The organism is Mameliella sp. CS4, from assembly GCF_019392335.1.
GTDB lineage: Bacteria > Pseudomonadota > Alphaproteobacteria > Rhodobacterales > Rhodobacteraceae > Antarctobacter.
In genome coordinates this window covers 106,237-128,890 of sequence record NZ_JAHXRQ010000013.1, presented here as the reverse complement: position 1 = coordinate 128,890, position 22,654 = coordinate 106,237, and the positions used below count along the sequence as shown (strand labels likewise).

The following is a 22,654-nucleotide window of genomic DNA, read 5'->3' as shown; positions in this document are numbered from 1 at the left end:
GAGTGGCACAACCGCGCGGGAAAGGGAATCCCGCGCGGCACCTGATTCGCAACGTGCTGCAAAATGTCCTTGCGGCGTTGCATTCATGCACTTACCGCCGTGGCGACTCGGTCTTCGGGGCAGGTGTTGGCGGCGGCGGTTCGCCGCCCGGTACGGCCTCTGCGAATTCCTCGGGATCGCCGCTGCGCAGGAACTGAGCCGCGCGCAGGAAATCCAACGGGCCCAGGCCGATCATGCGGCCCCCTGGGGATTGTCCCGGTGCATGGACGACAGCGTGTCCAGCAATCCGCTGTAATAGGTCATCTCGTCCTTGAGCATCAGCTTGCGCGATTTCAGAGCGCGCAGGCGGCTCATGCTGGGTAGGGGGCGGCGCTGTTCGGTCTCGATGTCCTGTTCCAGCGCGGCGTGGCGGCTGCGGAGCGCCTGAACACGGGCCTCCAGCGACGGGGTGCCGATCTTTGCTGTCTTCATCTTCGGTCCTCCTCTAGCGGTACGCCATCGAGATGGTGGTCCAAGGGATGCGGTAAAACCCAATGCAATGATGATTTTGAATTGGAATTTCCTATATGTCGTTGAACAGGAGATCCGTCGTGCCCGAGACCCCCAGTCTACGCCAGTTGCGTTACTTCCTTCTGCTGGCCGAAACCGGTCAGTATGGCCGTGCCGCCGCGCGGGCGGGCATCAGCCAGCCCTCGCTCAGCTTGCAGATCGCCGAGCTGGAACGGCGGTTGGGCCTGCATCTTGTGGAACGGCGCCGCCGTGGCGTCGTGCTGACCCCCGAGGGCCGCGAGGTGCGGGCCCGCGCCGCCCGCATCGCCGAAGAGGTCGAGGCGCTGGTGGAAACCGCGCAGATGCTGGGGACTGGCAAGGCGGCGCAGCTGCGGCTGGGATCGACGCCCACCATTGGCCCTTACCTGCTGCCGGGGCTGGTCCGCCGCCTGCATGCCGCCGACCCGGATGCCAAGCTGATCCTGCGCGACGGCGCGCCGCGTGACCTGACAGAGGACCTGGTCGCCGGGATTCACGACGCGATCCTGACGCAACTGCCCGTTCAGGCGCGGGATGTGACCGTGATCCGCCTGTTCCGGGAACCGTTGGTGGTGGCGATGGCCCATGATCACCCGCTGGCCGCGGCCGAAGAGGTGCGGGATGCTGACCTGACCGGGCAGGAGGTCCTGTCGCTGTCCAGCGCCTTTGCCCTGCATGACCAGATCGCCACGCTCTGCCGGGATCTCGGCGCCCATCTCAGCGCCGATTACGAGGGCACCAGCCTTGATGCCCTGCGCCAGATGGTGGCGATGAACATGGGGCTCAGCTTTCTGCCCGCGCTCTATGTCCGGTCGGAAATCAGCGCCCCGCGCGGGGACGTGGCGGTGCGGCCCTTTCGCAAGGGGCGCTTCACCCGGTCCGTGGGCCTGGTCTGGCGGCAAAGTTCGGGGCGGGCGGCCAGTCTGGAACGGCTGGCCGAGGTGCTGCGCGAGGTCATTCGCGTCGATCACGCGGGTATTGTCATTCCCGAAGCATGAGAGCTCTCGACCTTGTGCGCCATTTCCCCGATTGTGCGGCCATGACTCGAGTTTTTTTCGTCCTGACGATCTGCCTGTCCATTGCCGCCTGCGGTCCGCGCGGCATGGTCTCTCTTGTCCAGGGCGTAAAGCCCGAGGTCTATGACGCGGCGGTGCAGCGGGTGTTCATCGCCAGCAACCGCCACCTCGAACAGGGATCTCCCGAAGAGGCATTGCACCAGGCCTTTGGCGAGAGCCGCGACCCGGTGGTGAGTTATGGCCGTATCGACATTTCGATCCCGCCTGTGCACCAGCCCGGCCAGATCGAATGGCCGGGCAACGATCGCCCGGACCCGGCGCAACATTTCGTGGCACTGTCCGGGGAACGCTATGCCAGCCAGCTGGCCTTTTTGCGCGACTTGCCGCGCCCGGGCGGGCGGCCGGACGTTGTGCTGTTCGTGCACGGTTTCAACGTCAACAACGCCGAGGCGGTCTATCGCCTGGCGCAGATTGCCCATGACTATGAAACCGACGACCCGGTGATCAGCTTTTCCTGGCCGTCCGCGGGCGATCCGCGCGGCTATGTCTATGACCGCGATAGCGTGATCTTTGCGCGCGACGACCTGGAATCCCTGCTGCTGGGCCTGGCGCGCGAAAAGCGCCGCGTTCTCATCATCGCGCATTCGATGGGCAGCCAGCTGGTGATGGAGACGCTGCGCCAGATCTCGATTTCCGGCAAGGGCAGGGCGCTGACCAGCATCATTGGCGTGGCCCTGATCAGCCCCGACATCGACGAGGACGTCTTTTTGCGACAGTCGCGCCGGATCGAGCCTTTCCCCGAACCTTTCATGATAGTCGTCTCGCGCCGGGACCGGGCCCTGGGACTGGCGGCGCTGCTGACGGGGACGCCCTCGCGGCTGGGGTCGATCGAAGATCCTTCGCGGCTGGCGCAACTGCCGATCGAGATCATCGACCTCAGCAGCATTCCCGGCGGCGACCGGGCGGGGCATTCCACCGCCTTCACGGCGCCCGAGGCAATCCGCCTGCTGCGCGACCTGGCCACGCCATAGCGGCGGCGTTGCATCGTTACACGGCTATCGCGTCGCTGATGCAATAAAGGGCTGGAAACGAATCGCGCGCCAGTTAAATTTTCGTCGCATGACGAAAGGGTTATTCATCATCCTTCTGGTCGGCCTCGTCGCCGCCTGCGCCCCGCGGGGAGAGATCGACCATGTGCCGCGCGCGGTGGCCGGGGCCGTCGACCTGCGGCGCGTCTTTGTCGCCACCAACCGCAACCTCGCCCCCGAAGGCGACCTGGAACTGGTGCGGCACGACTTCGGCGCCGCCCGCTCGCGGGAGCTGCGCTATGGCTGGGCGGATGTCTCGATCCCGCCCACCCACGAAGAGGGAGAGATCGAATGGCCCGGCGGCGCCAAGCCCGATCCGGCCCGCCATTTTGTCACCCGCGATGGCGCGCCCTATCCGGGCAAGCGCGAGTTTCTGGATGGGCTGACCTCTGCCTCGCAGCCGGGACGCAAGGACGTGGTGCTCTTTGTGCACGGGTTCAACGTGCGCAACGCCGAGGCCGTTTATCGCGTTGCCCAGGTGGCGCATGACTTCGACGCCAAGATCCCGATCGTCCTCTATTCCTGGGCGTCTGCGGGGCGGGTGCGTGGCTATGTCTATGACCGTGACAGCGTGATGTTCTCTCGTGACGGGCTGGCGCAGGTGCTGCGCGACCTCGCCAGCGAGGGCTGGCGCGTGACGCTGGTGGCCCATTCGATGGGCGCGCAACTGACGATGGAGGCGCTGCGCCAAGCCTCTATCGCGGGCGATGAAAAGTCGATCAACGCGCTGCGCGGCGTGGCCCTGATCAGCCCGGATATCGACGAGGATGTCTTTGTCCAGCAGGCGTTGAAGATCGAGCCGTTCCCCGAACCCTTCCTGGTGCTGGTGTCCAAGATGGATTCGGCGCTCAGCGTCTCGGCCTGGCTGACGGGCAAGCCCTGGCGGCTGGGCTCGATCCAGGACAAGACGCGGCTGGCGGGGCTGCCGATCAAGATCGTCGACCTCAGCAATTTCCGGGGCGGCGACAGGCGCAAGCACATCACCGCCCTGACGGCGCCCGAGGCGATCAAGGTGCTCTACAGGATGGAACGAGAGCTCGCCCGGCAGTAAACGACCGCCGGGCGAAAAGGGCGCTCAGGCCTCCAGAGCGGCGACGCCGGGCAGGGTCTTGCCCTCCATCCACTCCAGGAAGGCGCCCCCGGCGGTGGAAATGTAGGAAAAGCCCGAGGCCGCGCCCGCCTTGTTCAGCGCCGCAACCGTGTCACCACCGCCCGCGACCGAGACCAGCTTGCCCAGCTCGCTGCGGTCCGCGGCATGTTTCGCGGCGGCATTGGTGGCCGCGTCGAAGGGCGCGATTTCGAAGGCACCCAGCGGGCCGTTCCAGATCAGTGTCTGTGCCTCGTCGATGGCCGCGATCACGGCGGCCACGGAGTCCGGCCCGGCATCCAGGATCATTGCGTCCGGGGGGCAGGCATCCGCTGCGACGGTCTCATTCGCGGCGCCTTCCTTGAATTCGCGCGCAACGACCACATCCACCGGCAGGATGATCCGGCAGCCCGCCGTCTCGGCCTTGGCTATGATCTCTTTTGCGGTGCCGGTCATCTCGTGTTCGGCCAGCGACTTGCCCACGTCCACGCCCTGCGCGGCCAGGAATGTGTTGGCCATGCCGCCGCCGATCACCAGCATGTCGACCTTTTCCACAAGGTTGCCCAGCAGGTCCAGCTTGGTCGAGACCTTGGCCCCGCCGACAACCGCCAGCACGGGGCGCGCGGGCTTGCCAAGCGCGCCTTCCAGCGCTTCAAGCTCGGCCTGCATCAACCGGCCCGCGCAGGCGGGCAGGGCATGGGCCAGCCCGGTTGTCGAGGCATGCGCCCGGTGCGCCGCCGAAAACGCGTCGGAGCAATAAACGTCCCCCAGCGCGGCCATGCCGGCCACCAGCTCGGGGTCGTTCTTTTCCTCGCCCGCGTGGAAACGGGTGTTTTCCAGCAGGGCGATCTGGTTCTCGCCCAGGCTGTCGATCACTGCCGCCGCCGCCGGGCCGATGCAGTCGCTGGCAAAGACCACCTCGACCCCCAGAACCGCCTCCATCGTCGGGATCAGCGGCTGCAGGCTCATGTCGGCGCGGCGTTCGCCCTTGGGGCGGCCGAAATGCGCCAGCAGCACCGGCTTGCCGCCCTTGTCCAGGATGGTCTGTACCGTGGCCGCGATCCGTTCGATCCGCGTGGCGTCGGTCACCTCGCCGTCTTCCATCGGCACGTTGATGTCGACCCGGGTCAGCACGCGCTTGCCCTCAAGGTCCATGTCGTCAAGGGTGTTCCAGCCCATCTCTCACTCTCCGGTCGAAGTTCCCCGGCCCACTAGACCCGATGCGGCGTTCAGGTCAACGCCGTCTTGGCTTTGGCCGCGTCTCAGGCTACCTCTCGTCGCAAATGAGAAACGGAGAAAGACCAATGGCCGAGATCAAGGACCCGGAAAACACCATCCTGATGGAACTGAAGGGCGGGACCGTCACCATCGAACTGCTGTCCGACGTGGCCCCCGACCATGCCGCCCGCATGAAGGAGCTGGCCCGCGCGGGTGCCTATGACAACGTCTGCTTTCACCGCGTGATCGAGGGCTTCATGGCCCAGACCGGTGACGTGGCGCACGGCAACATGGAAAAGGATTTCAACCTGCGCCGCGCGGGCACCGGCGGGTCCGACCTGCCGGACCTCAAGGCCGAGTTCTCCAAGCTGCCGCATGACCGGGGTACGCTGGGCGCCGCCCGCTCGCAGAACCCCAACAGCGCCAACTCGCAGTTCTTCATCAACTTCAAGGACAACCATTTCCTGAATGGCCAGTACACGGTCTATGGCCGTGTGGTCGAGGGCATGGAGCATGTCGACGCGATCACCCGGGGCGAGCCGCCCGCGAATCCCGACCGCATGATCTCTGTGAAGGTGGCCGCAGATGTCGCCGGCTAAGGGCGGGATTGTCGCGGTCGCCGTGCTGCTGGTCGGCATCGGGGCCTACTCGGTGCTGCGTGACGGGGCAGGGGCGGTGGATGCCGCCCCCGATCCTGCCGCGCCCGCGGAGGACGGGGTTGCCGCCGCGCCGGCGCCCGCCGCCGAGCCGGTTCTTGAACCGCTGCCAGAGGGCGCGGACATGGGCCTGAAGATCCAGCTTGCGGGCGAGGCCGATGGCACCATTACCATCGACCTGTTCGAGGAGGTGGCCCCGGGCCACACTGCCCAGATCGTCGCGCTGGCGAAATCCGGTGCCTATGACGGCGTGGTCTTTCACCGGGTGATCGACGGCTTCATGGCCCAGACCGGGGACGTGCAATTCGGCCGCATGGGGGCCGAAGAGTTTGACATGCGCAGCGCCGGCATGGGCGGCTCGACCCTGCCGGACCTTGAGGCCGAGTTCTCGGATATGTCCTTTGAACGCGGGGTGGTCGGCATGGCCCGCTCGCAAGACCCGGACAGCGCCAATTCGCAGTTCTTCATCATGTTCGACGCGGGGCCTTTCCTGAACGGCCAATACACGATCGTCGGCAAGGTGACGGAGGGTATGGATGTGGTAGACGCCATCAAGCGCGGCGACCAACGCGCCAACGGCGCCGTGACCGGAGAGCCGGACCGCATGGTCAAGGTCACCGTCACCCAGGACTGACCCGCGCCCACGCGCTTTCAAAAGCGCGTGGGACAGGCTGGGCAGACGCCGCGTTTCACGGCATCCTTCGGGTCAAGCCCGGAGGAAACCCAATGCGCCTTTTGCCCAGACTTCTTTTGCCCAGACTTGTCTTTCTGACGATCTTTGCCGCCGCCTCGGCAACCGCCGATCCGTCATTCTGGAAACATGAATGGCCGGACACGGATTTCGAAAACACCACCATCGCCAACTGGGTCGAGATCATGTCCGGTGGCCCGCCCAAGGACGGCATCCCGGCGCTGTCCGATCCGCAGTTCATCCCGGTCGACCAGGAAAGCCGCATCCCCGATGCCGAACCGGTCATCACCGTCGTGATCGAGGGCGAACGGCCGCGCGCCTACCCGATCCGCTATCTCACCTGGCATGAGATCGTGAACGATGTCATCGGCGAGGTCCCGGTGGCCGTCACCTTCTGCCCGCTCTGCAACTCGGCCCTGACCTTCGACCGGCGCGTCGGTGACAGGGTGCTGACCTTTGGCGTATCGGGCAAGCTGCGCAATTCCGATATGGTGATGTACGACCGCGAAACCCAAAGCTGGTGGCAGCAGGCCATCGGCACCGGCATCGTGGGCGCGCTGACCGGGGTCGAGTTGGAGACGCTGCCCAGCTGGATGGAAAGCTTTGCGCAATTCCGCGACCGCCACCCGGACGGGGTGATCATGGCCGAACCGGCCTGGAACCGGCCCTATGGTCAGAACCCCTACCGCAACTACGACTCGTCGAAACGCCCCTTTCTCTATTCCGGAGAGATGCCGCCGCATGACATCCCGCCGCTGATGCGGGTGGTGCGCGTCGGCGACAGGGCCTGGCCGATGGATCGGCTGGCGGAGGCGGGCGAGCTGCGCGAGGCGGGTGTTGTCCTCACCTGGCGTGCCGGTCAGGCCTCGGCTCTGGACGCGGGCCGGATCGCGGCGGGGCGCGACGTGGGCTCGGTCCGGGTGCGGGACGAGGGTGGCGCCGACCTGCCGCATGACGTTATGTTCGCCTTTGCCTTCCACGCCTTCTGGCCCGAGGGGGACTGGATGCTGGGCGACTGATCACGCCGCCATCCGCATGGGCAGGCGCCGCGCCAGCGGGGCCAGCGCCCCCAGGTGCAGCCAGGTCCCGCCCAGGCGATGCGCCCGCGCGCCGGTGCCCAGCTTGAAATGCGTCAGCCCGGGGGCGTCCTGCGCGTTCAGGATGCCGAGGTCGAGGCAATCATGCCCGCGTGCCGCAAGCGCCTGCATGGCATGCCAGAGCAGCAGGTTCATCGCGTGGCACCTGCGCCCCTCGGACGTGGTCACACCGATTTGCCAGGTGGCCATGCGCCCGTGCCGCAACACCAAGGCGCCCGCCACGGGAACGCCCTTGTCCAGCGCCTCGAACACTTGCGCCGCGCCGGGATTGGCCCGGGCAAAAGCGGCGCTGAACGCGGGCGGCAATCCGCGGTAGCCTCTGGCGCGGGCCTGCGCGGCCTCGGCGGTCAGGATCCAGTGATCCGGGGTCAGGTCTGTCTCTCGCAGCTTTAGCCCGGCCCGTTCCGCCCGGTTCAGCCGGTTGCGCCATTTCTGCGCCAGAGCGGCCCGCATCCCGGCCTCTGGCCCCAAGGCCAGCAGCGCCAGCGTTGCCGGTGTCACCAGCGGCCAGAACCCGGCGCCGCGCAGCGCCTCGGCGCTCAGCCCGTCGGCGTTCAGCACCAGCGGGCGCCCGTCGTGCCAGCGTGTCCAGCGCCGCAGCCAGTCGTCCAGGTCGCCCGGCTCTGCCGCGACCGGCCCGCGCGACACCAGGTCGAGCCGTCCCAGCGGGCCAAACCGGCGCGACTGTACCTGCCAGACCAGCAGTTGGCGCCCGCCGGATTCGCGTTGGCAGCGGCGCAGGGGCTGGCCGAGCATTGCGCAGGTGTGGGCGAATTCCGTGGACTGGGGCAGGGGCAAGAGCAGGGACATGGGCCATATTAACGACATGGAAAGTTTCCATGCTGTTAACTGCGGTCATGAAGAAAGATGCTTTGCGGAAAACGCCGCCCCGCTCCGCCGCCAGTGACATGGCGCGTCCACGCCCCACCGCAGGGGCCGCGCTCTTGCTGGCGGGGGGAATATCGTTGCCCTTTGCGGCCCTGGCGCTGGTACAGGCGCTGCTCTGACGCTCAGGGCAGCGGCGGGTCCATGTAGATATCTACGATCGGCAGGTCCGGCGGCAGGACACCCATGCAGCCCAGTTCGATGGCCAGGTCGCAATCGTAGCACTCGACCTGTGACACCAGCCTGACCCGCGCATTGTAACAGCTGAACCGCAGGCGGGGCATCTGGACGCCGCCAAAGGCATCGGGATGCAGCCAAGTTTGAAACTCTTCCCATTGGCCAGCATCGATCTCACACTCGTAGGGCCGCCCGGATCGCGCGTCGACATAGGCTCCGGTCGAGCGCATCACCTCGCCGTCCCGCGTCAACTTCATCCCGCCGGACCCGGGCCGCAGGTCCACGTGCGAGGGCGCATGGCCCCGACTGTTGCGACAGATGGCGTCAAAGAACTGTTCCTGCGTGAAGGGATAACGCCCGTGATTCAGAACGTTGGGTTCGACGTCGACGCCCCAGCGTACCGCCTGTTCTACCGTGTCCAGCAGCAGCGGATCATTTACGGGATGGGCCAGCATCTCGGCGAACAGGCCGTCCGACATGAAGATCCCGCCGCGCGCGATCATGGCGGCGATGCGCGCGTTGGACTGCATTCCCACGTCCCAGATGCGGCGCGCCACCTCGGTGGTATAGCTGTCCTCGGTCAGATCTATGGCGGGCGCATGCAGGTTCAGCCGTCCCTTGGGGTGCAGGATGAAATTCGAGCGGCCCTCGTAGGCGGGGTTACCGGAAAATCGCACAAAACGCCCGGCCAGAAAGACCAGCGCGCAGGCCCCGGTGCAGCGATCGTCGCGGGCAATCGCCGTCTGGATTCCGGCGGGACCGCCGCCGCGGTCGCTGCTTTGGTCCTGGATGTAGGCGACGATGCGCAGGGCCTCGACAAGCGAGCCGCCCGCGCTGTTCAAGCAGAGACGATGGGTAAAGATCGCATCGGGCGCGTAGTCCAGCGCCGGGCTGAACTGGCGAAAGATGACGTCGGGCCTGAAGTCCGGATCGTCAAAGCCCCCGGTCAGCGAGGATTCGAGAAAGGGCGAGATCCGCTCCAGGTCACCTGCCTCGATGGGGCCGGACAGGCGCGCCGTACAGCCCATTTCTGCCATCTTTGGCGAAATGTCGGTTTCAAGCGTGGCCGCCTGCAGCGGTGAAGCCAGCAGGGCCAATGAGATCAAGCCGGATAGAAATCGCATGGATGCAACCTGTTCATGGGGCGACAAATCCCCGTCAGATTGCCCGGTTCGATCCGTCGGATCAATTGGCGCCGCGCAAAAGAAACGGGCCGCCCCCTGGGGGACGGCCCGGCTCCGTGCATTCTGGAAATGTCAGTCCGCCAGCTTGACCAGCGCGTGCCGTTTCTTGCCCGCCGACAGTTTCACCGGAGAGGCCAGCGCGCCCGCGTCCAGCATCATGCCGGCATCGGTCAGCGGAGCATCGTCGATCCGTGCGCCATTTTCCGCGATCAGGCGCTTGGCCTCCTTGCCGGACTTGGCCAGCCCCGACTTGACGATCAGCTGCACGATGGAGATGCCGTCGCCCAGCTCCGCCGCCGAGAGTTCCAGCGTCGGCAGATCGTCCCCGACGCCGCCTTTTTCAAAGACCTCGCGCGCCGTGGCCTCTGCCGCCGCCGCCGCCTCGGCCCCGTGACACAGCGTGGTGACCGCATTGGCCAGCACGATCTTGGCGTCGTTGATCTCGGAGCCCGCCAGCGCGCCCAGACGGTCGCATTCGTCCAGGGGCATCTCGGTATAAAGCTTCAGGAACCGGCCCACGTCGGCATCCGTCGTGTTGCGCCAGAACTGCCAGAACTCGTAGGGCGACAGCATGTCCGAGTTGAGCCAGATCGCGCCGCCTTGGCTCTTGCCCATCTTGCGCCCGTCCGAGGTGGTGAGCAGTGGCGAGGTCAGACCATAGATCTCTTCGTCCAGCACCCGGCGCGTCAGGTCGATGCCGTTGACGATATTGCCCCACTGGTCGCTGCCGCCCATCTGCAGCGTGCAGCCATAGCGGCGGTACAGCTCGAGGAAGTCATAGGCCTGCAGGATCATGTAGTTGAACTCGAGGAAGCTCAGCGATTGTTCCCGGTCCAGCCGCGATTTCACGGATTCGAACGACAGCATCCGGTTGACGCTGAAATGCCGCCCGATGTCGCGCAGGAATTCCAGGTAGTTGAGCCCGTCCAGCCATTCGGCATTGTTCAGCATCAGCGCGCCGTTGCCGGATTCGCCATAGTCCAGGTACTTGGCAAAGACCTGTTTCATGCCGTCGATGTTGGCGTCGATCTGGTCTGGCGTCAGCAGCGGGCGTTCATCGGCGCGGAACGACGGGTCGCCCACCTTGGTGGTGCCGCCGCCCATCAGCGTGATCGGCTTGTGCCCGGTCTTCTGGAACCAGCGCAGCATCATGATATTCAGCAGGTGCCCGACATGCAGCGACTGCGCCGTGGCGTCATAGCCGATATAGGCGGTCACCACCCCCTGACTCAGCGCCTCGTCCAGCGCCTGGTAGTCGGTGCAGTCGGCCAGGTAGCCGCGCTGCATCATGACGGCCATGAAATCCGATTTGGGATGGTAGGTCATGTGGGTGCCTCTGTATACTGCGCGGCGCAGGTATAAGCGCGGGCAAGGCCGAGGGAAAGAGCATGTTGAAGGATGGGGTCGTCTGGGCGCTTGGCGCCATGTCCGGGACCTCGCTGGACGGGGTGGATGCGGCCATGCTGCACACCGACGGGGTACGGATCCTGGATTTCGGCACCACCGGATACCGCGCCTATTCCGAAGGTGAGCGCGCGGTGCTGAAGGCCGTTCTGGGCCGGTGGCCGGGCGAGGGGCTGGAGGCCGCACTAGCGGTGATCCAATCCGCGCACGCGGAACTCCTGTCGCAGTTTCCCGGTGCGCAACTTGTGGGGTTTCATGGCCAGACCCTCGCGCATGAACCGCGCGGGCGCGGCACGCATCAACTGGGCGATGGCGCGACCCTGGCGCAGGATCTGGGCAAGCCGGTGGTCTGGGATTTCCGCTCGGCGGATGTTTCGCTGGGGGGCGAGGGCGCGCCCTTGGCGCCGTTTTACCACTGGGCCTGCGCGCGCCATATCGGCGCGGCCGAGCCCCTGTGTTTTCTCAACCTCGGCGGCGTGGGCAACCTGACCTGGGTCGACCCCCGGGCGGACAAACCCGAGGCCGAAGGCGCGCTTCTGGCCTTCGACACGGGTCCCGCCAATGCGCCGATCAACGATCTCGTGGCCGAACGGCTGGGCCTTGAGTGTGACCTCGACGGGCGGTTGGCCCGCAAGGGGCGGGTCGAAGAGGGCGCGCTGGAGTTGTTCCTGGATGAGGGTTTCTTCCGAAAGATGCCGCCCAAGTCCCTGGACAGGGACGATTTTTCCCTGATGCTGGACCTTGTGCGCGAACTGTCGGACGCAGACGCCGCGGCCACGATGACCGGCATGGCGGCGGCGGCAGTCATGCAGGGCATGGAGCATTGCCCGACACCACCCGCGCGCGTGCTTGTGACCGGGGGTGGGCGCAAGAATCCTGTCATGATGCGAATGCTGGCGGCAGGGCTGGATTGCCCGGTGGAGCCTGTGGAGAATGCCGGCCTTGATGGCGACATGCTGGAAGCACAGGCCTTTGCCTATCTCGCCGTGCGCGTGGCTCGTGGCCTGCCCACCTCGGCGCCGGGGACTACGGGCGTGGCGGCGCCGGTGGGGGGCGGACAGATCAGCCGGCCTGAGAGCGTCCAGGGATGAATCGCGCCTGCGGCGCGTGCCTCCGGCGGGAGGTATTTTCAGCCCAAAGAAACATGGGGTCCTGCAAAACGCCCGCCCCGTGACGCACACGGGACGGGCGTGAAGCGGTGCCGGTGTCTGCCGGGTGCTTCTTCGGGCACGGTCATCGGCTCTCCAGCCTGTACCGTGCAGACAGGCTGGCGCATTAACCTTAATCAAGGGCGAACGACCTGATGTTTCTTTGGGCCGAAAATACCTCCGGGGAGCGCGAGGGGCAGCGCCCCTCGTCCAAACACCCTGTGCGGCGCAGCCGCTCCGATGGATCAGTGTGAATTCAGCCGCCCGTGTGGCTCATGTGCCGGGACACACGTCCGTCCACGCCCTGACGGGAATAATCAAAGTCGTGCCCCTTGGGCTTCAGCGCGATCGCCGCGCGGATCGCCTCCTCCAGCGGTTCATCGCTTTCGGGGTGGTTGCGCAGCGCCGCGCGCAGGTCGGCGTTGTCTTCCTGGCCCAGGCACATGAACAATTCGCCGGTGCAGGTCAGGCGCACGCGGTTGCAGCTTTCGCAGAAGTTATGCGTGAGCGGCGTGATGAACCCGATCTTTTGACCGGTCTCTTCCAGCCGCACGTAGCGCGCCGGGCCGCCGGTGCGTTCGGGCAGGTCGGTGACGGTGTAGTTTTCGGCCAGCCGCGCCCGCAGGTCGGTCAGTCTCCAATACTGGTCCAGCCGGTCCTCGTTGCCGATGTCGCCCATCGGCATGACCTCGATCCAGGTCAGGTCCATGTCGCGTTCGGCGCACCATTCGGTCATCGAAAAGAGCTCGTCCTCGTTGAAGCCCTTGAGCGCCACGGCGTTCAGCTTGACCCGCAGGCCAGCCGCCTGTGCCGCGTCCAGCCCGCGCAGAACCTGCTGCAGGCGGCCCCAACGGGTCACGTCTGCGAATTTCTTCTCATCCAGCGTGTCGAGCGAGACATTCACCCGCCGCACGCCCGCCGCATAGAGATCTCCGGCGAACCGTTCCAGTTGTGAGCCGTTGGTCGTCAGCGTCAGTTCCCTCAGCGCGCCCGAGTCGAGATGCCGCGTCATGCGGCGGAAAAACGTCATGATATCGCGGCGAACCAGCGGTTCCCCGCCGGTGATGCGCAGTTTTTCGACCCCCAGTCGCACGAAGGTCGAACACATGCGATCCAGCTCTTCGAGCGTCAGCAGCTCTTTCTTTGGCAGAAAGGTCATATTCTCCGACATGCAGTAGACGCAGCGGAAATCGCAGCGGTCGGTGACGGAGACCCGAAGGTAGGAGATCGGGCGCTGAAAGGGATCGATGAGCGATTGTGTCATGACCTAGACACTAGTCCTCGGTCGGAAATTCGGCAAGAGTGCCGGTGGAACTGTCATGAATGGAAAGGGACGCATATTGCGCGGCATCCTGACGACACTGTTGATTTGCGCCGCTTTTGCGCCTGCGGGCTGCGGCAAACTGCCCTTCCTCAAGGACCGCTCGCAGGCTGAGGTGCCAGAGCCGCAGCCACAGTCCCCGCCGGAGGGCGCGGCCTCTGTCAGGCCGCCCGAGGGCGCGCGCACGGCTGAACAGTTCGACACAACCACGCCCGATGAACGCAAGAAGGCCGCCGCCGCGCCCAAGCCCGGGGGCGAAAGCCTGCTGGGCGAAACCGTGGTCAGCCTCGGCGATCCGGCGGCGACCGGGTTCTGGCTGGAAACGCCGCTGGTGACGACGGTGCGGCAGGGGCGGGTGGAAAACCCGGCGACGGGCAAATCCTCGCAAGTGGAACTGAGGCCGATCGAAGGGCCAAAAACCGGCGGCAGCCGGATCTCGCTGGCGGCCATGCGGTTGATCGGGGCCTCACTGACCGATCTGCCGACGCTCAAGGTCTTTGCCGGGGGTTAGGGCAGGTATTTGCCCGCCTCCTTGCGGGCAAAGGGTTTCATCGCCGCGCCATATGCGTCGAGAAATCCCTGCGCCGCCGCGGCATCGTGTTTGGACAATTCGCGAATCCACCAGGCCACGGCCTTTTGGATGAACCACTGCTGGTCGGGGACATAGCCCGCCGCCCAGCCCAGCACCCGCGCCCGGGCCGCGGCCTGTTCGGGTTTGGGGAAATTCAGATGCGCAAGCGGCAGCGTGATGACCAACGCCGCGCGTTTCGTCCAGAGGTGATCGCTGGTGGTCCAGCTCTCGACTTCGTCCAGCCGCGACAGATCCGCCATGATCCGTCGCTGACCCGCCATGCAGGCGTGATCGGCCACGGCCCAGGCGTCGAATGTCGGCACCCAGGAGCAGATCAGCCGCCAGGCCTCCTCATCAGGGCGAATTCGGGCCTGTGTCAGCAGCTTGGCCGCCAGGATTCGCGCCTCGTGGATGTCGCTCTGCCAGAGCGCATCGGCCAGGGCCACGCGGCCCGGCACGTCCATGCCTTGCCGCCAGTCCTTGGCGAGGTCGTTCAGCACCGGGTTGGGGACGCCCAGGTAGATCCGGTCCACCTTGTGATAGCGCGCCGACCCCTCGGCGCGCTCCGCGTCACCCTTCGCGCGCAGGGTGTCCAGGGCCTGTTCGGGCGTCACTCCACCGTCACCGATTTCGCCAGGTTACGGGGCTGGTCGACGTCGGTGCCCTTGGCGATGGCCGTGTGATAGGCCAGCAGTTGCGCCGGCAGCGCGTAAAGGATGGGGGCCAAGACGTCCGGCACCGTGGGCATCTGCACCACGCGCCAGACGTCCTGACCGGCTGCCGCCGCACCCTCGGCATCGGTGACCAGGCAGACCTTGCCGCCGCGCGCCATGACCTCCTGCATGTTCGACACGGTCTTTTCGAACAGCGCGTCTTTCGGCGCCATGACGACCACAGGCACATGTTTGTCGATCAGCGCGATGGGGCCATGTTTCAGCTCGCCGGATGCATAAGCTTCGGCGTGTATATAGCTGATTTCTTTTAGTTTCAGGGCACCTTCGAGAGCCAGGGGATACATCAGCCCGCGTCCCAGGAAAAGAATGTCGCGCGCCTCGGCCAGCTTGCGCGCCACGCCCGCGATGACCTCGTCGCGGTCGAGGGCCGCGTTGAAGGTGCCCGGCAGGGCGCGCAAGGCTTTCAGGATTTCGTCGCGTGCCTCCGGCGTCTGGCGTCCGCGCGCCTCTGCCGCCTTCAGCGCCAGCAGGAGCAGTACGTTCAACTGACAGGTAAAGGCCTTGGTCGAGGCAACCCCGATTTCCACGCCCGCGTGGATCGGCAGCGCCAGGTCGCTTTCCCGCGCGATCGAGCTGTTGGGCACGTTCACCACGGAAAAGATCTTGTCGGCCTTGCCCGTGCAATAGCGCAGCGCCGCCAGCGTATCCGCCGTCTCGCCCGACTGGCTGACGAACAGCGCGGCGGTGCCGGGCAGGACAGGCGGTTCGCGATAGCGGAACTCGGAGGCGATATCGACCTCGACCGGCAGGCCCGCCAGCTGTTCGAACCAGTATTTCGCGGTGAGGCAGGCGTAATAGGCGGTGCCGCAGGCGACCATCGTCAGCCGGTCGATGTCGGCAAAGTCGATGCCCGGATCGGGCAGGGCGATCCCGTCTTCGGTCAGATAGGCGTTCAGCGCGTTCGACAGGACCTGCGGCTGTTCCGCGATCTCCTTGGCCATGAAATGCTTGTACCCGGCCTTGTCGACCCGGGCCGCGTCCATCTGGACCTTGCGGATCTCGCGGTTGACCAGCCGGCCCGCCTCGTCGCGGATGGTGACGCCTTCGCGGGTCAGGACCGCGCGGTCGCCTTCCTCCAGGTAGGTGATGCGCGGGGTCAATGGCGCCAGCGCGATGGCGTCGGAGCCGACGAACATTTCTCCCTCGCCATGCCCAATCGCCAGCGGGGACCCCTTGCGCGCCGCGACCATCAGGTCCTCTTCACCGTCAAAGAGAAAGGCCAGGGCAAAGGCGCCTTCCAGCTTGTCGATGCAGGCCATCGCCGCATCCACGGGCGACAGGCCCTTTTGCATCAGGCTATGGGTCAAAAGGGCGATGGTCTCGGTGTCGGTTTCGGTGGCGGGCTCCAGTCCGGAAGATTTAACTTCGGCCCGCAACTCCTTGTAATTCTCGATGATTCCATTGTGCACTACGGCCACCGGGCCGGATTTGTGCGGATGGGCATTGTCGGTCGAGGGCTCGCCATGCGTGGCCCAGCGTGTGTGCCCGATGCCCGACTTGCCCGCCAGCGGGTGATGCACCAGCGCGTCCGACAGGTTGACCAGCTTGCCCATCGCCCGGCGCCGGTCCAGGTGGCCGTCATGCACGGTGGCGATGCCGGCGCTGTCATAGCCCCGATATTCCAGACGCCGCAGCGCCTCGACCAGTTGCGGGGCCACTTCGTGGGTCCCAAGAATGCCTACGATTCCACACATCTTCTCAAATCCCTCGTCTCAAAAATTTCGCCCGGTCAGGCGCTTGCCTTCTGCTTGGCTTTTTTCGCGCGCAACATGTTCATCAGCTTTTCCGCAAGGCCCGGCTTGTTTTCCTGCTTGCCCCGCGCGATGGCCAGCGCGCCTGCCGGCACGTCCGTGGTGATGGTCGATCCCGACCCGGTCATGGCGCCGTCGCCAACCGTCACCGGCGCCACGAGCATTGTGTCCGAGCCGATGAAGGCATGTTTCCCGATGACGGTGCGATGTTTGAACACGCCGTCGTAGTTGCAGGTGATGGTGCCTGCGCCGATGTTGGTCTTTTCGCCGATCTCGGCATCCCCGATATAGGTCAGGTGGTTGGCCTTGACCCCCTCGTGCAGCACCGCGTTCTTGACCTCGACGAAGTTGCCGACATGCACATCCTCGGCCAGTTCGGCGCCGGGGCGCAGGCGGGCATAGGGGCCGACCACGGCGCCGCGGCTGACGTGGCAGCCCTCGAGATGCGAAAAGGCGCGGATGCGGGCGCCGGATTCCACCGTGACGCCTGGGCCAAAGACCACGTTCGGCTCGATCTCGGCGTCTCGGCCCACCTCTGTGTCCCAGGCCAGGTGCACGGTTTCCGGCGCCTGCAGGGTTACGCCCAGGTCCAGAAGATCGGCCCGTGCGGCGGCCTGAAAGGCGGCCTCGGCAAAGGCCAGGTCGGTGCGCGAATTCACGCCCAGCGTCTCGGCCTCGGGGCAGCGGACGACGGTTGCGGTCTTGCCCTCGGCACGGGCCAGGCCAGGCACATCCGTCAGATAGTATTCGCCGCTGGCATTGTCGTTGTCGACCTTGGCCAGCATCTCGGCCAACACCCCGGCGTCGGCGGCAATCACACTGGAATTGCAGAGGGTTATGGCGCGCTCTTCATCCGTTGCATCCTTGAATTCGACGATCTTCACCAGGTCGTCGCCCTCCATCACCAGCCGGCCATAGCGCGCCGGGTCGGCGGCCTCGAAACCCAGCACAACGATGTCATGCGTGGCCCGCGCGGCGCGCATCGCCTCCAGCGTGTCGGGCGAGATGAAGGGGGTATCGCCATAGAGCACCACGACATCGCCCTCGAATCCGTCCAGCGCGGGCAGCGCGATGCGGACCGCGTGGCCGGTGCCCAGCTGGTCGGCCTGTTCGACCACGGCAAGTTCGGGGTCATAGTCGCGGGCGGCCTCGGCCACCGCGTCGAACCCGTGGCCGCCCACGACGACCGTCCGCTCCGGTTCCAGCGCGGCGCCGGCGCGCAGCGCGTGCCAGAGCATCGGAGCCCCCGCGATCCGGTGCAGGACCTTGGGTTGGTCCGAGTTCATGCGAGTGCCCTTGCCGGCGGCAAGTACGATCAGGGCGGTGCTCATCAGGCTGCTCCGGAATTGCCTCTTTTTCCTGCCCGTTTTATCGGAGTGTCCGAGTGGTGCAAGGTGGCGTGGATCACGGCAGGTTGCGGCATGTGACAGCAGGGGCAGGCAAATGAAGAAATGCGTAATCTTTGATCTGGACGGCACCTTGGCGGACACCAGCGGCGACCTCATCGCCGCCGCCAATGCTTGTTTCGACGGTATGGGAGAGGCGGTGCGCCTGGACCCGGTCACGGATGCGGGCGTGGCTTTGCGTGGCGGTCGGCGGATGCTGACCGAGGGGCTGACCCGCGCGGGCCGGATGGACGAGGGGGTGGTGGACACCTGGTATCCCAGGCTGCTGGAACATTACGGCGCGGCGATCGACACGCATACGCGGCTGTATGACGGTGCGGTTGAGGCGGTTGAGGCACTGCGCGGGGCGGATTACGCCGTGGGGATCTGCACCAACAAGCCCGAGGGGCTGGCCCAGGTTCTGCTGGAACGGTTGGGGGTGCGTGACCTCTTCGGCTCGCTGATCGGGGCGGATACGGGACCGACGCGCAAGCCGGATGTCGCGCCCTACTGGGCGGCGGTAGACGGCTGCGGGGGGCTGCGTACGGCGTCCCTGCTGGTGGGGGACAGCGACACGGATCGCAAGACGGCTGCTGCTGCGGGGGTGCCCTCGGTGCTGGTCACCTTCGCGCCCGAGGGGCAGGCGGTGAGGGCACTGAACCCGGACGGGGTGATCGACCATTTCGACGAACTTTCGGCCGAGGTGCGACGGCTGATCGGGTAGCGGGAAAGGCCCTTCGAAGGGCCTTGGCAAGCGGCTTCGAAGCCGCTTTGCAACGCGCTTCAAAGCGCGTCCCCCGCGCTCAAGGCGCCCGGTACAGCAAATCGGTCAGCGTCGACAGCGGCCCGGTTTCAAGGTGGCTGATGGCCTCGTCGATAGCCCGGGTCCGGTCGGACCCCAGAACCGGACCTGCAAGGGCACGGTATTTCCCGGCCAGGTCGTCCTCCGAGGGCGGCGCCTCGGCGTCCCAGCGGGGCCGCATCCAGTCGCTTTGCAACATGCGCCCGTCGCGGAGATGCAGCCGCACCCGTGCCAGCCGCGTGCCCGGAAAAACCGCGTTGGCATGGGCGTCCTCGGACATGACCAGCCCTTCGGACAGGCGCAGGATTTCAGGATCGTTCAGGCTGTCGCCGTCCAGATCCGCAGGCTCCAGCCCGCCCCGCACCAGCGCCACGGCGCAGGGGAAACAGGTCGAATACTGCGCTTCTTCGGTGGTCCGGGGGCGGGCTGTGGCCAGGCGGATCGCCTCGTGAAAGCTCTCGACCTCGATCCGGTCGACCTCGCCGGAGGTCAACCCATGCGCCCGCCGCAGCGCCAACACGCCCTCGACCGGGGCCTGGGCCCAGCGGCAGACCGGGTAAGGTTTGAAATACTGCCGCAGGATGCGCCAGTCCGCGCCCAGTCCGGTCCAAACCTGCGGCGCCTGTTCGACCGTGATCGCGGGCGCCCCGGTAAAGCCCCGCCGAGCCAGTTGTACCGCCGAGACGCCACACATGGCGCCCCAGCCCGACCCGTCCTTGACCATCGTCGGGAAATCTATGCAGCGCATCATCTGGCTGCGCGGCCCGTGGTACTCTGCGATCCCAAGGGCCTGCCGGGTCTGGTCCGCCGACAGGCCCAGAAGGCGGGCGCCTCCCGCCGCCGCCGTCACCGCCCCCCAACTGCCCGAGGTGTGGTAATCGGGGCAGGTGCCGTGTTGGGCCTCCGCCGCGCGGGCGCCGAATTCATAGCCCATGACCAGCGCAGCCAGGAACGCCTTGCCCGAAACCTGCGCCTGGTGGCCGAAAACCAGCAGTGCAGGCAACAGCGGACAGCCGATATGCCCCTTGGAGGGATTATAGCCATCGTGCCCGTCCAGGCTGTCAATGGTCATGCCCGTGGCCATCGCTGCCGCCGCCGGTGCCGCGCCGCGACTGTCGAAGAGCATCGGCGCGGCGCCGGGCATGTCCTCGGCGGCGTGATCGCGGATGATCCGCGACAGGTTGGTGCCAAGCCCGCCCGCCGCGACGCCGATCAGGTCGCGCAGGCAGCGTTTCGCCTGGGCCTGTACGTGCTCGGGCAGGTCATCCCATTGCAGGGCATGAATGAAGGTGAGGGCATCGCTCATGCGGCAAGTCTTGGATCTGCAGAGCACGGATTCTGTGCGGATCGCGACAGGATTGCCGCCCTGATTGTCGGAAACGACGGCTCTGTGCACTGAGGCAGGTCCGGTGTGACCCGGTGCGCGTGCCCTCTGCCTGATGGGCTGCTAGCAACATGTTCAATTCAAGAAAGAGGCTCTGTCCGATGATTCCCGCCAGATACGCCCATATTCTGTTCAGCTTGTTCCTGTCCGGGTTCATGTCGCTGCTGGTGTCGCTGATCGCGACGCTCAAGAACGCGGGGCTGACGGCCGATATTCTCTCGCTCTGGATGGGGGCCTGGCTGTCCAGCTGGCTGTTGGCCTTTCCCGCCGTCCTGGTCATCGCGCCTTTGGTGCGACGGCTGGTGGCGCGACTGACCGTGGCCGAGGACCGCCCCGCCTGACGCGCGGAGGGGAATTGACCGCGCCCGGCCAAGGCGGCATCAAAGACCCATGACAGAGCATTTCACCGGCACATTCACCCAGCAGGAACCGATCCCCGAAGAGGCCATCGCCGCCGCGGTCGAGGTCATGCGGGGCGGGCGGCTGCACCGTTACAACACCCTTCCCGGAGAGACCGCAGAGGCGGCCCTGCTGGAACAGGAGTTCGCCGCGCTGACCGGGGCGCGCTACTGTCTGGCAGTGGCCTCGGGCGGCTATGCGCTTGGCTGTGCCCTGCGCGCGGTGGGGGTGAAGCCCGGTGAGCCGGTGCTGACCAATGCCTTTACGCTGGCGCCCGTGCCGGGGGCGATTGCCGGGGCGGGTGCGGTGCCGGTCTATGTCGGCGTGACAGAGGACCTGGTGATCGACCTCGACGATCTGGAGGCAAAGGCGGACCGCGCGCGTATCCTGATGCTCAGTCACATGCGTGGACATCTCTGCGACATGGACCGCCTGATGGCGATCTGCGATGCGGCGGGGATCACGGTGATCGAGGATTGCGCGCATACGATGGGCGCGGCCTGGAACGGCGTGCCCTCGGGGCGTCATGGGGCCGTGGGCTGTTATTCGATGCAGACCTACAAACACGTGAATTCGGGCGAGGGCGGGCTGCTTGTCACCGATGATGAGGAGATCGCCGCGCGGGCCGTGATGCTGTCTGGCTCCTACATGCTGTATGACCGGCACCTCGCGGCGCCGGGGCCGGAGGTCTTCGAGCGGGTGAAATACGAGACGCCCAATGTCTCGGGGCGCATGGACAACCTGCGCGCGGCGATCCTGCGCCCGCAGTTGCGGGCGCTGGAGGCCCAGGTGGCCCGATGGAACGAGCGGTACGCGGTCGTCGAGGAGGGGCTGCGCGGCACGCCGGGCCTGCACCTGCCGCCGCGACCAGAGGCAGAGCGCTATGTCGGCTCCTCGATCCAGTTCCTGTTGCCGGGTTGGACCGCCGAGGCGGTGCAGGAGGTCCTGTCGCGCTGTGCCGCCCGCGGGGTCGAGCTGAAATGGTTCGGCGGGGCCGAGCCGACGGGGTTCACCTCGCGCTATGACAGTTGGCGCTATGCCCCGTCCGAGCCGATGCCGCAGACCGACCGTATCCTGCGGGGCCTTCTGGATATGCGGCTGCCGTTGACCTTCAGCCTTGAGGATTGTGCGCTGATCGCCCGCATCATCCGGGCCGAGGTCGGCGCGGTCTTTCAGGGGCAGGGCGCATGACTGCGCTGGCGCAGGGAGCGGCCTGGATGGAGGGCCGCGTGATCCCCATCGCGGAGGCGAAGATCGGCGTGACCGACTGGGGCCTCACCCATTCCGACATTGCCTACGACGTCGTGCCGGTCGTTGAGGGCGGCTTCTTTCGGCTTGACGATTACCTGGACAGGTTCATGGCCTCGATCGCGGCGGGGCGTTACGAAATTGCCGAGGAACGCGCGCAGATCCGCGCCGCGCTGACAGAGATCATCGCCGCCTCGGGGCTGCGCGACGCCTATTGCGCCATGGTGGTGGCCCGTGGCACGCCGCGCGTCCCCGGCTCGCGCGATCCGCGCGACTGTGCCAACCATTTCTACGCCTGGGCGGTGCCCTACGTGCATGTCATAAAGCCCGAGGTGCTGGAAACCGGCGCCTCGGTCTGGATCGGCAAGGCGGTGCGGCGCATTCCACGCGACAGCGTGAACCCGCTGGCCAAGAATTATCACTGGGGCGATTTCACCGCCGGGCTGTTCGAGGCAAAGGACGCGGGCTTTGAAACAGTGCTGCTTTGCGATCACGACGGAAACGTGACCGAGGGGCCGGGCTTCAACGCCTTTGCGGTCAAGGGCGACAGGGTCGTGACGCCGGATCTTGGCGTGCTGGAGGGCGTCACGCGGCGCACCGCACTGGAGATGGCGCGCGCGCTTGGAATGCAGACCGAGGAGCGCGCGCTGCCACTGGAAGAGTTTCTTGAGGCGGACGAGGTGTTCCTGTCGTCGTCCGGCGGGGGTGTCCTGCCGATCACGCGGGTCGATGACAGGGTCTTCGGCAACGGGCGGCCCGGGCCTGTGGCCACGCGGTTGAACGCGCTCTACTGGGACTGGACCCGGCGGCCGGACCTGCGGACAGAGGTGGATTACCGCGCCTGAACGAGGGCCCCGAGGTCCCGGGGCAGGCCCGGGAC

General features: G+C 66.3%; 23 protein-coding genes. 12 read left to right on the top strand and 11 right to left on the bottom strand.

What is annotated here, in order from left to right:
- Positions 1–91 precede the first annotated feature (91 nt).
- Positions 92–235, bottom strand: coding sequence for a hypothetical protein (locus KZZ07_RS16350; protein WP_219515824.1), 144 nt, complete (start codon positions 233–235; stop codon positions 92–94).
- The gene (locus KZZ07_RS16345) at positions 232–471 is read right to left on the bottom strand and encodes a YdcH family protein (RefSeq protein ID WP_219515822.1); all 240 of its coding nucleotides are present in this window, start codon (positions 469–471) and stop codon (positions 232–234) included. The genes KZZ07_RS16350 and KZZ07_RS16345 overlap by 4 nt, the downstream gene beginning before the upstream one ends.
- Positions 472–590: 119 nt before the next feature.
- On the opposite strand from KZZ07_RS16345, the gene KZZ07_RS16340 reads away from it, so the two are divergent.
- The 3 genes from KZZ07_RS16340 (at position 591) to KZZ07_RS16330 (ending at position 3,683) form a co-directional block, all read left to right on the top strand.
- Complete coding sequence (locus KZZ07_RS16340) at positions 591–1,526, top strand: hydrogen peroxide-inducible genes activator (protein ID WP_219515821.1); 936 nt, start codon at positions 591–593, stop codon at positions 1,524–1,526.
- 41 nt (positions 1,527–1,567) lie between these two features.
- Positions 1,568–2,575: an alpha/beta hydrolase gene (locus KZZ07_RS16335; RefSeq protein ID WP_219515819.1), complete on the top strand. Its 1,008-nt coding sequence runs from the start codon at positions 1,568–1,570 to the stop codon at positions 2,573–2,575.
- 88 nt (positions 2,576–2,663) lie between these two features.
- Positions 2,664–3,683, top strand: coding sequence for an alpha/beta hydrolase (locus KZZ07_RS16330; protein ID WP_219515817.1), 1,020 nt, complete (start codon positions 2,664–2,666; stop codon positions 3,681–3,683).
- 24 nt (positions 3,684–3,707) lie between these two features.
- Here KZZ07_RS16330 and KZZ07_RS16325 read toward each other — a convergent pair whose 3' ends face one another.
- The gene (locus tag KZZ07_RS16325; RefSeq protein ID WP_219515815.1) at positions 3,708–4,898 is read right to left on the bottom strand and encodes a phosphoglycerate kinase; all 1,191 of its coding nucleotides are present in this window, start codon (positions 4,896–4,898) and stop codon (positions 3,708–3,710) included.
- Positions 4,899–5,023: 125 nt separating this feature from the next.
- On the opposite strand from KZZ07_RS16325, the gene KZZ07_RS16320 reads away from it, so the two are divergent.
- The 3 genes from KZZ07_RS16320 (at position 5,024) to KZZ07_RS16310 (ending at position 7,303) form a co-directional block, all read left to right on the top strand.
- Positions 5,024–5,536, top strand: a complete 513-nt coding sequence (locus KZZ07_RS16320) for a peptidylprolyl isomerase (protein WP_219515814.1) — start codon at positions 5,024–5,026, stop codon at positions 5,534–5,536.
- 181 nt (positions 5,537–5,717) lie between these two features.
- Positions 5,718–6,227, top strand: a complete 510-nt coding sequence (locus KZZ07_RS16315) for a peptidylprolyl isomerase (protein WP_255564406.1) — start codon at positions 5,718–5,720, stop codon at positions 6,225–6,227.
- A gap of 92 nt (positions 6,228–6,319) precedes the next feature.
- Positions 6,320–7,303, top strand: a complete 984-nt coding sequence (locus KZZ07_RS16310) for a DUF3179 domain-containing protein (protein WP_219515811.1) — start codon at positions 6,320–6,322, stop codon at positions 7,301–7,303.
- Here the strand turns inward: KZZ07_RS16310 and KZZ07_RS16305 are convergent, their stop codons facing one another.
- From KZZ07_RS16305 to tyrS, 3 genes are all read right to left on the bottom strand, one after another.
- Positions 7,304–8,209 (bottom strand): GNAT family N-acetyltransferase, encoded by a 906-nt coding sequence (locus KZZ07_RS16305; protein WP_219515809.1) that lies wholly within the window; start codon positions 8,207–8,209, stop codon positions 7,304–7,306. It abuts the gene before it with no gap.
- 182 nt (positions 8,210–8,391) lie between these two features.
- Positions 8,392–9,567: a hypothetical protein gene (locus tag KZZ07_RS16300; protein WP_219515807.1), complete on the bottom strand. Its 1,176-nt coding sequence runs from the start codon at positions 9,565–9,567 to the stop codon at positions 8,392–8,394.
- A 132-nt stretch (positions 9,568–9,699) separates the two neighbouring features.
- Positions 9,700–10,953 carry a tyrosine--tRNA ligase gene (gene tyrS / locus KZZ07_RS16295; protein WP_219515806.1) on the bottom strand — a complete coding sequence of 418 codons (1,254 nt, stop codon included), beginning with the start codon at positions 10,951–10,953 and terminating at the stop codon, positions 9,700–9,702.
- Between the two features lie 62 nt (positions 10,954–11,015).
- On the opposite strand from tyrS, the gene KZZ07_RS16290 reads away from it, so the two are divergent.
- Entirely contained in the window at positions 11,016–12,122 is a 1,107-nt protein-coding gene (locus tag KZZ07_RS16290; protein ID WP_219515805.1) for an anhydro-N-acetylmuramic acid kinase, read from the top strand.
- 313 nt (positions 12,123–12,435) lie between these two features.
- Here KZZ07_RS16290 and moaA read toward each other — a convergent pair whose 3' ends face one another.
- Positions 12,436–13,443, bottom strand: coding sequence for a GTP 3',8-cyclase MoaA (moaA, locus tag KZZ07_RS16285; protein ID WP_219515804.1), 1,008 nt, complete (start codon positions 13,441–13,443; stop codon positions 12,436–12,438).
- A gap of 55 nt (positions 13,444–13,498) precedes the next feature.
- Here moaA and KZZ07_RS16280 point away from each other — a divergent pair, with 55 nt between their 5' ends.
- The gene (locus KZZ07_RS16280) at positions 13,499–14,011 is read left to right on the top strand and encodes a hypothetical protein (protein WP_255564395.1); all 513 of its coding nucleotides are present in this window, start codon (positions 13,499–13,501) and stop codon (positions 14,009–14,011) included.
- Here KZZ07_RS16280 and KZZ07_RS16275 read toward each other — a convergent pair.
- Genes KZZ07_RS16275 through glmU form a run of 3 tightly spaced genes read right to left on the bottom strand, consistent with a single transcriptional unit; the run spans position 14,008 to position 17,887 of the window.
- On the bottom strand, positions 14,008–14,685 hold the full coding sequence (locus tag KZZ07_RS16275; RefSeq protein WP_219515802.1) for a DNA alkylation repair protein: 678 nt from the start codon (positions 14,683–14,685) through the stop codon (positions 14,008–14,010). The two genes, KZZ07_RS16280 and KZZ07_RS16275, sit on opposite strands and share 4 nt — an antisense overlap.
- Positions 14,682–16,499: a glutamine--fructose-6-phosphate transaminase (isomerizing) gene (glmS, locus tag KZZ07_RS16270; RefSeq protein WP_219515800.1), complete on the bottom strand. Its 1,818-nt coding sequence runs from the start codon at positions 16,497–16,499 to the stop codon at positions 14,682–14,684. The genes KZZ07_RS16275 and glmS overlap by 4 nt, the downstream gene beginning before the upstream one ends.
- 35 nt (positions 16,500–16,534) lie before the next feature.
- A complete protein-coding gene (glmU, locus tag KZZ07_RS16265; protein WP_219515798.1) occupies positions 16,535–17,887 on the bottom strand; it encodes a bifunctional UDP-N-acetylglucosamine diphosphorylase/glucosamine-1-phosphate N-acetyltransferase GlmU in 1,353 nt (450 codons plus the stop codon).
- A gap of 112 nt (positions 17,888–17,999) precedes the next feature.
- Between glmU and KZZ07_RS16260 the strand changes: the two genes are divergently transcribed.
- A complete protein-coding gene (locus KZZ07_RS16260) occupies positions 18,000–18,665 on the top strand; it encodes an HAD-IA family hydrolase (protein WP_219515796.1) in 666 nt (221 codons plus the stop codon).
- Positions 18,666–18,744: 79 nt separating this feature from the next.
- Here the strand turns inward: KZZ07_RS16260 and KZZ07_RS16255 are convergent, their stop codons facing one another.
- Complete coding sequence (locus tag KZZ07_RS16255; protein WP_219515794.1) at positions 18,745–20,049, bottom strand: MmgE/PrpD family protein; 1,305 nt, start codon at positions 20,047–20,049, stop codon at positions 18,745–18,747.
- 179 nt (positions 20,050–20,228) lie between these two features.
- On the opposite strand from KZZ07_RS16255, the gene KZZ07_RS16250 reads away from it, so the two are divergent.
- The 3 genes from KZZ07_RS16250 to KZZ07_RS16240 are packed head-to-tail and all read left to right on the top strand — an operon-like array spanning position 20,229 to position 22,619.
- A complete protein-coding gene (locus KZZ07_RS16250; RefSeq protein ID WP_219515792.1) occupies positions 20,229–20,468 on the top strand; it encodes a DUF2798 domain-containing protein in 240 nt (79 codons plus the stop codon).
- Positions 20,469–20,517: 49 nt separating this feature from the next.
- The gene (locus tag KZZ07_RS16245; protein WP_219515790.1) at positions 20,518–21,717 is read left to right on the top strand and encodes a DegT/DnrJ/EryC1/StrS family aminotransferase; all 1,200 of its coding nucleotides are present in this window, start codon (positions 20,518–20,520) and stop codon (positions 21,715–21,717) included.
- Positions 21,714–22,619 (top strand): aminotransferase class IV, encoded by a 906-nt coding sequence (locus KZZ07_RS16240; RefSeq protein ID WP_219515788.1) that lies wholly within the window; start codon positions 21,714–21,716, stop codon positions 22,617–22,619. Before KZZ07_RS16245 ends, KZZ07_RS16240 begins: the two co-directional genes overlap by 4 nt.
- The last annotated feature ends 35 nt before the right edge of the window (positions 22,620–22,654 follow it).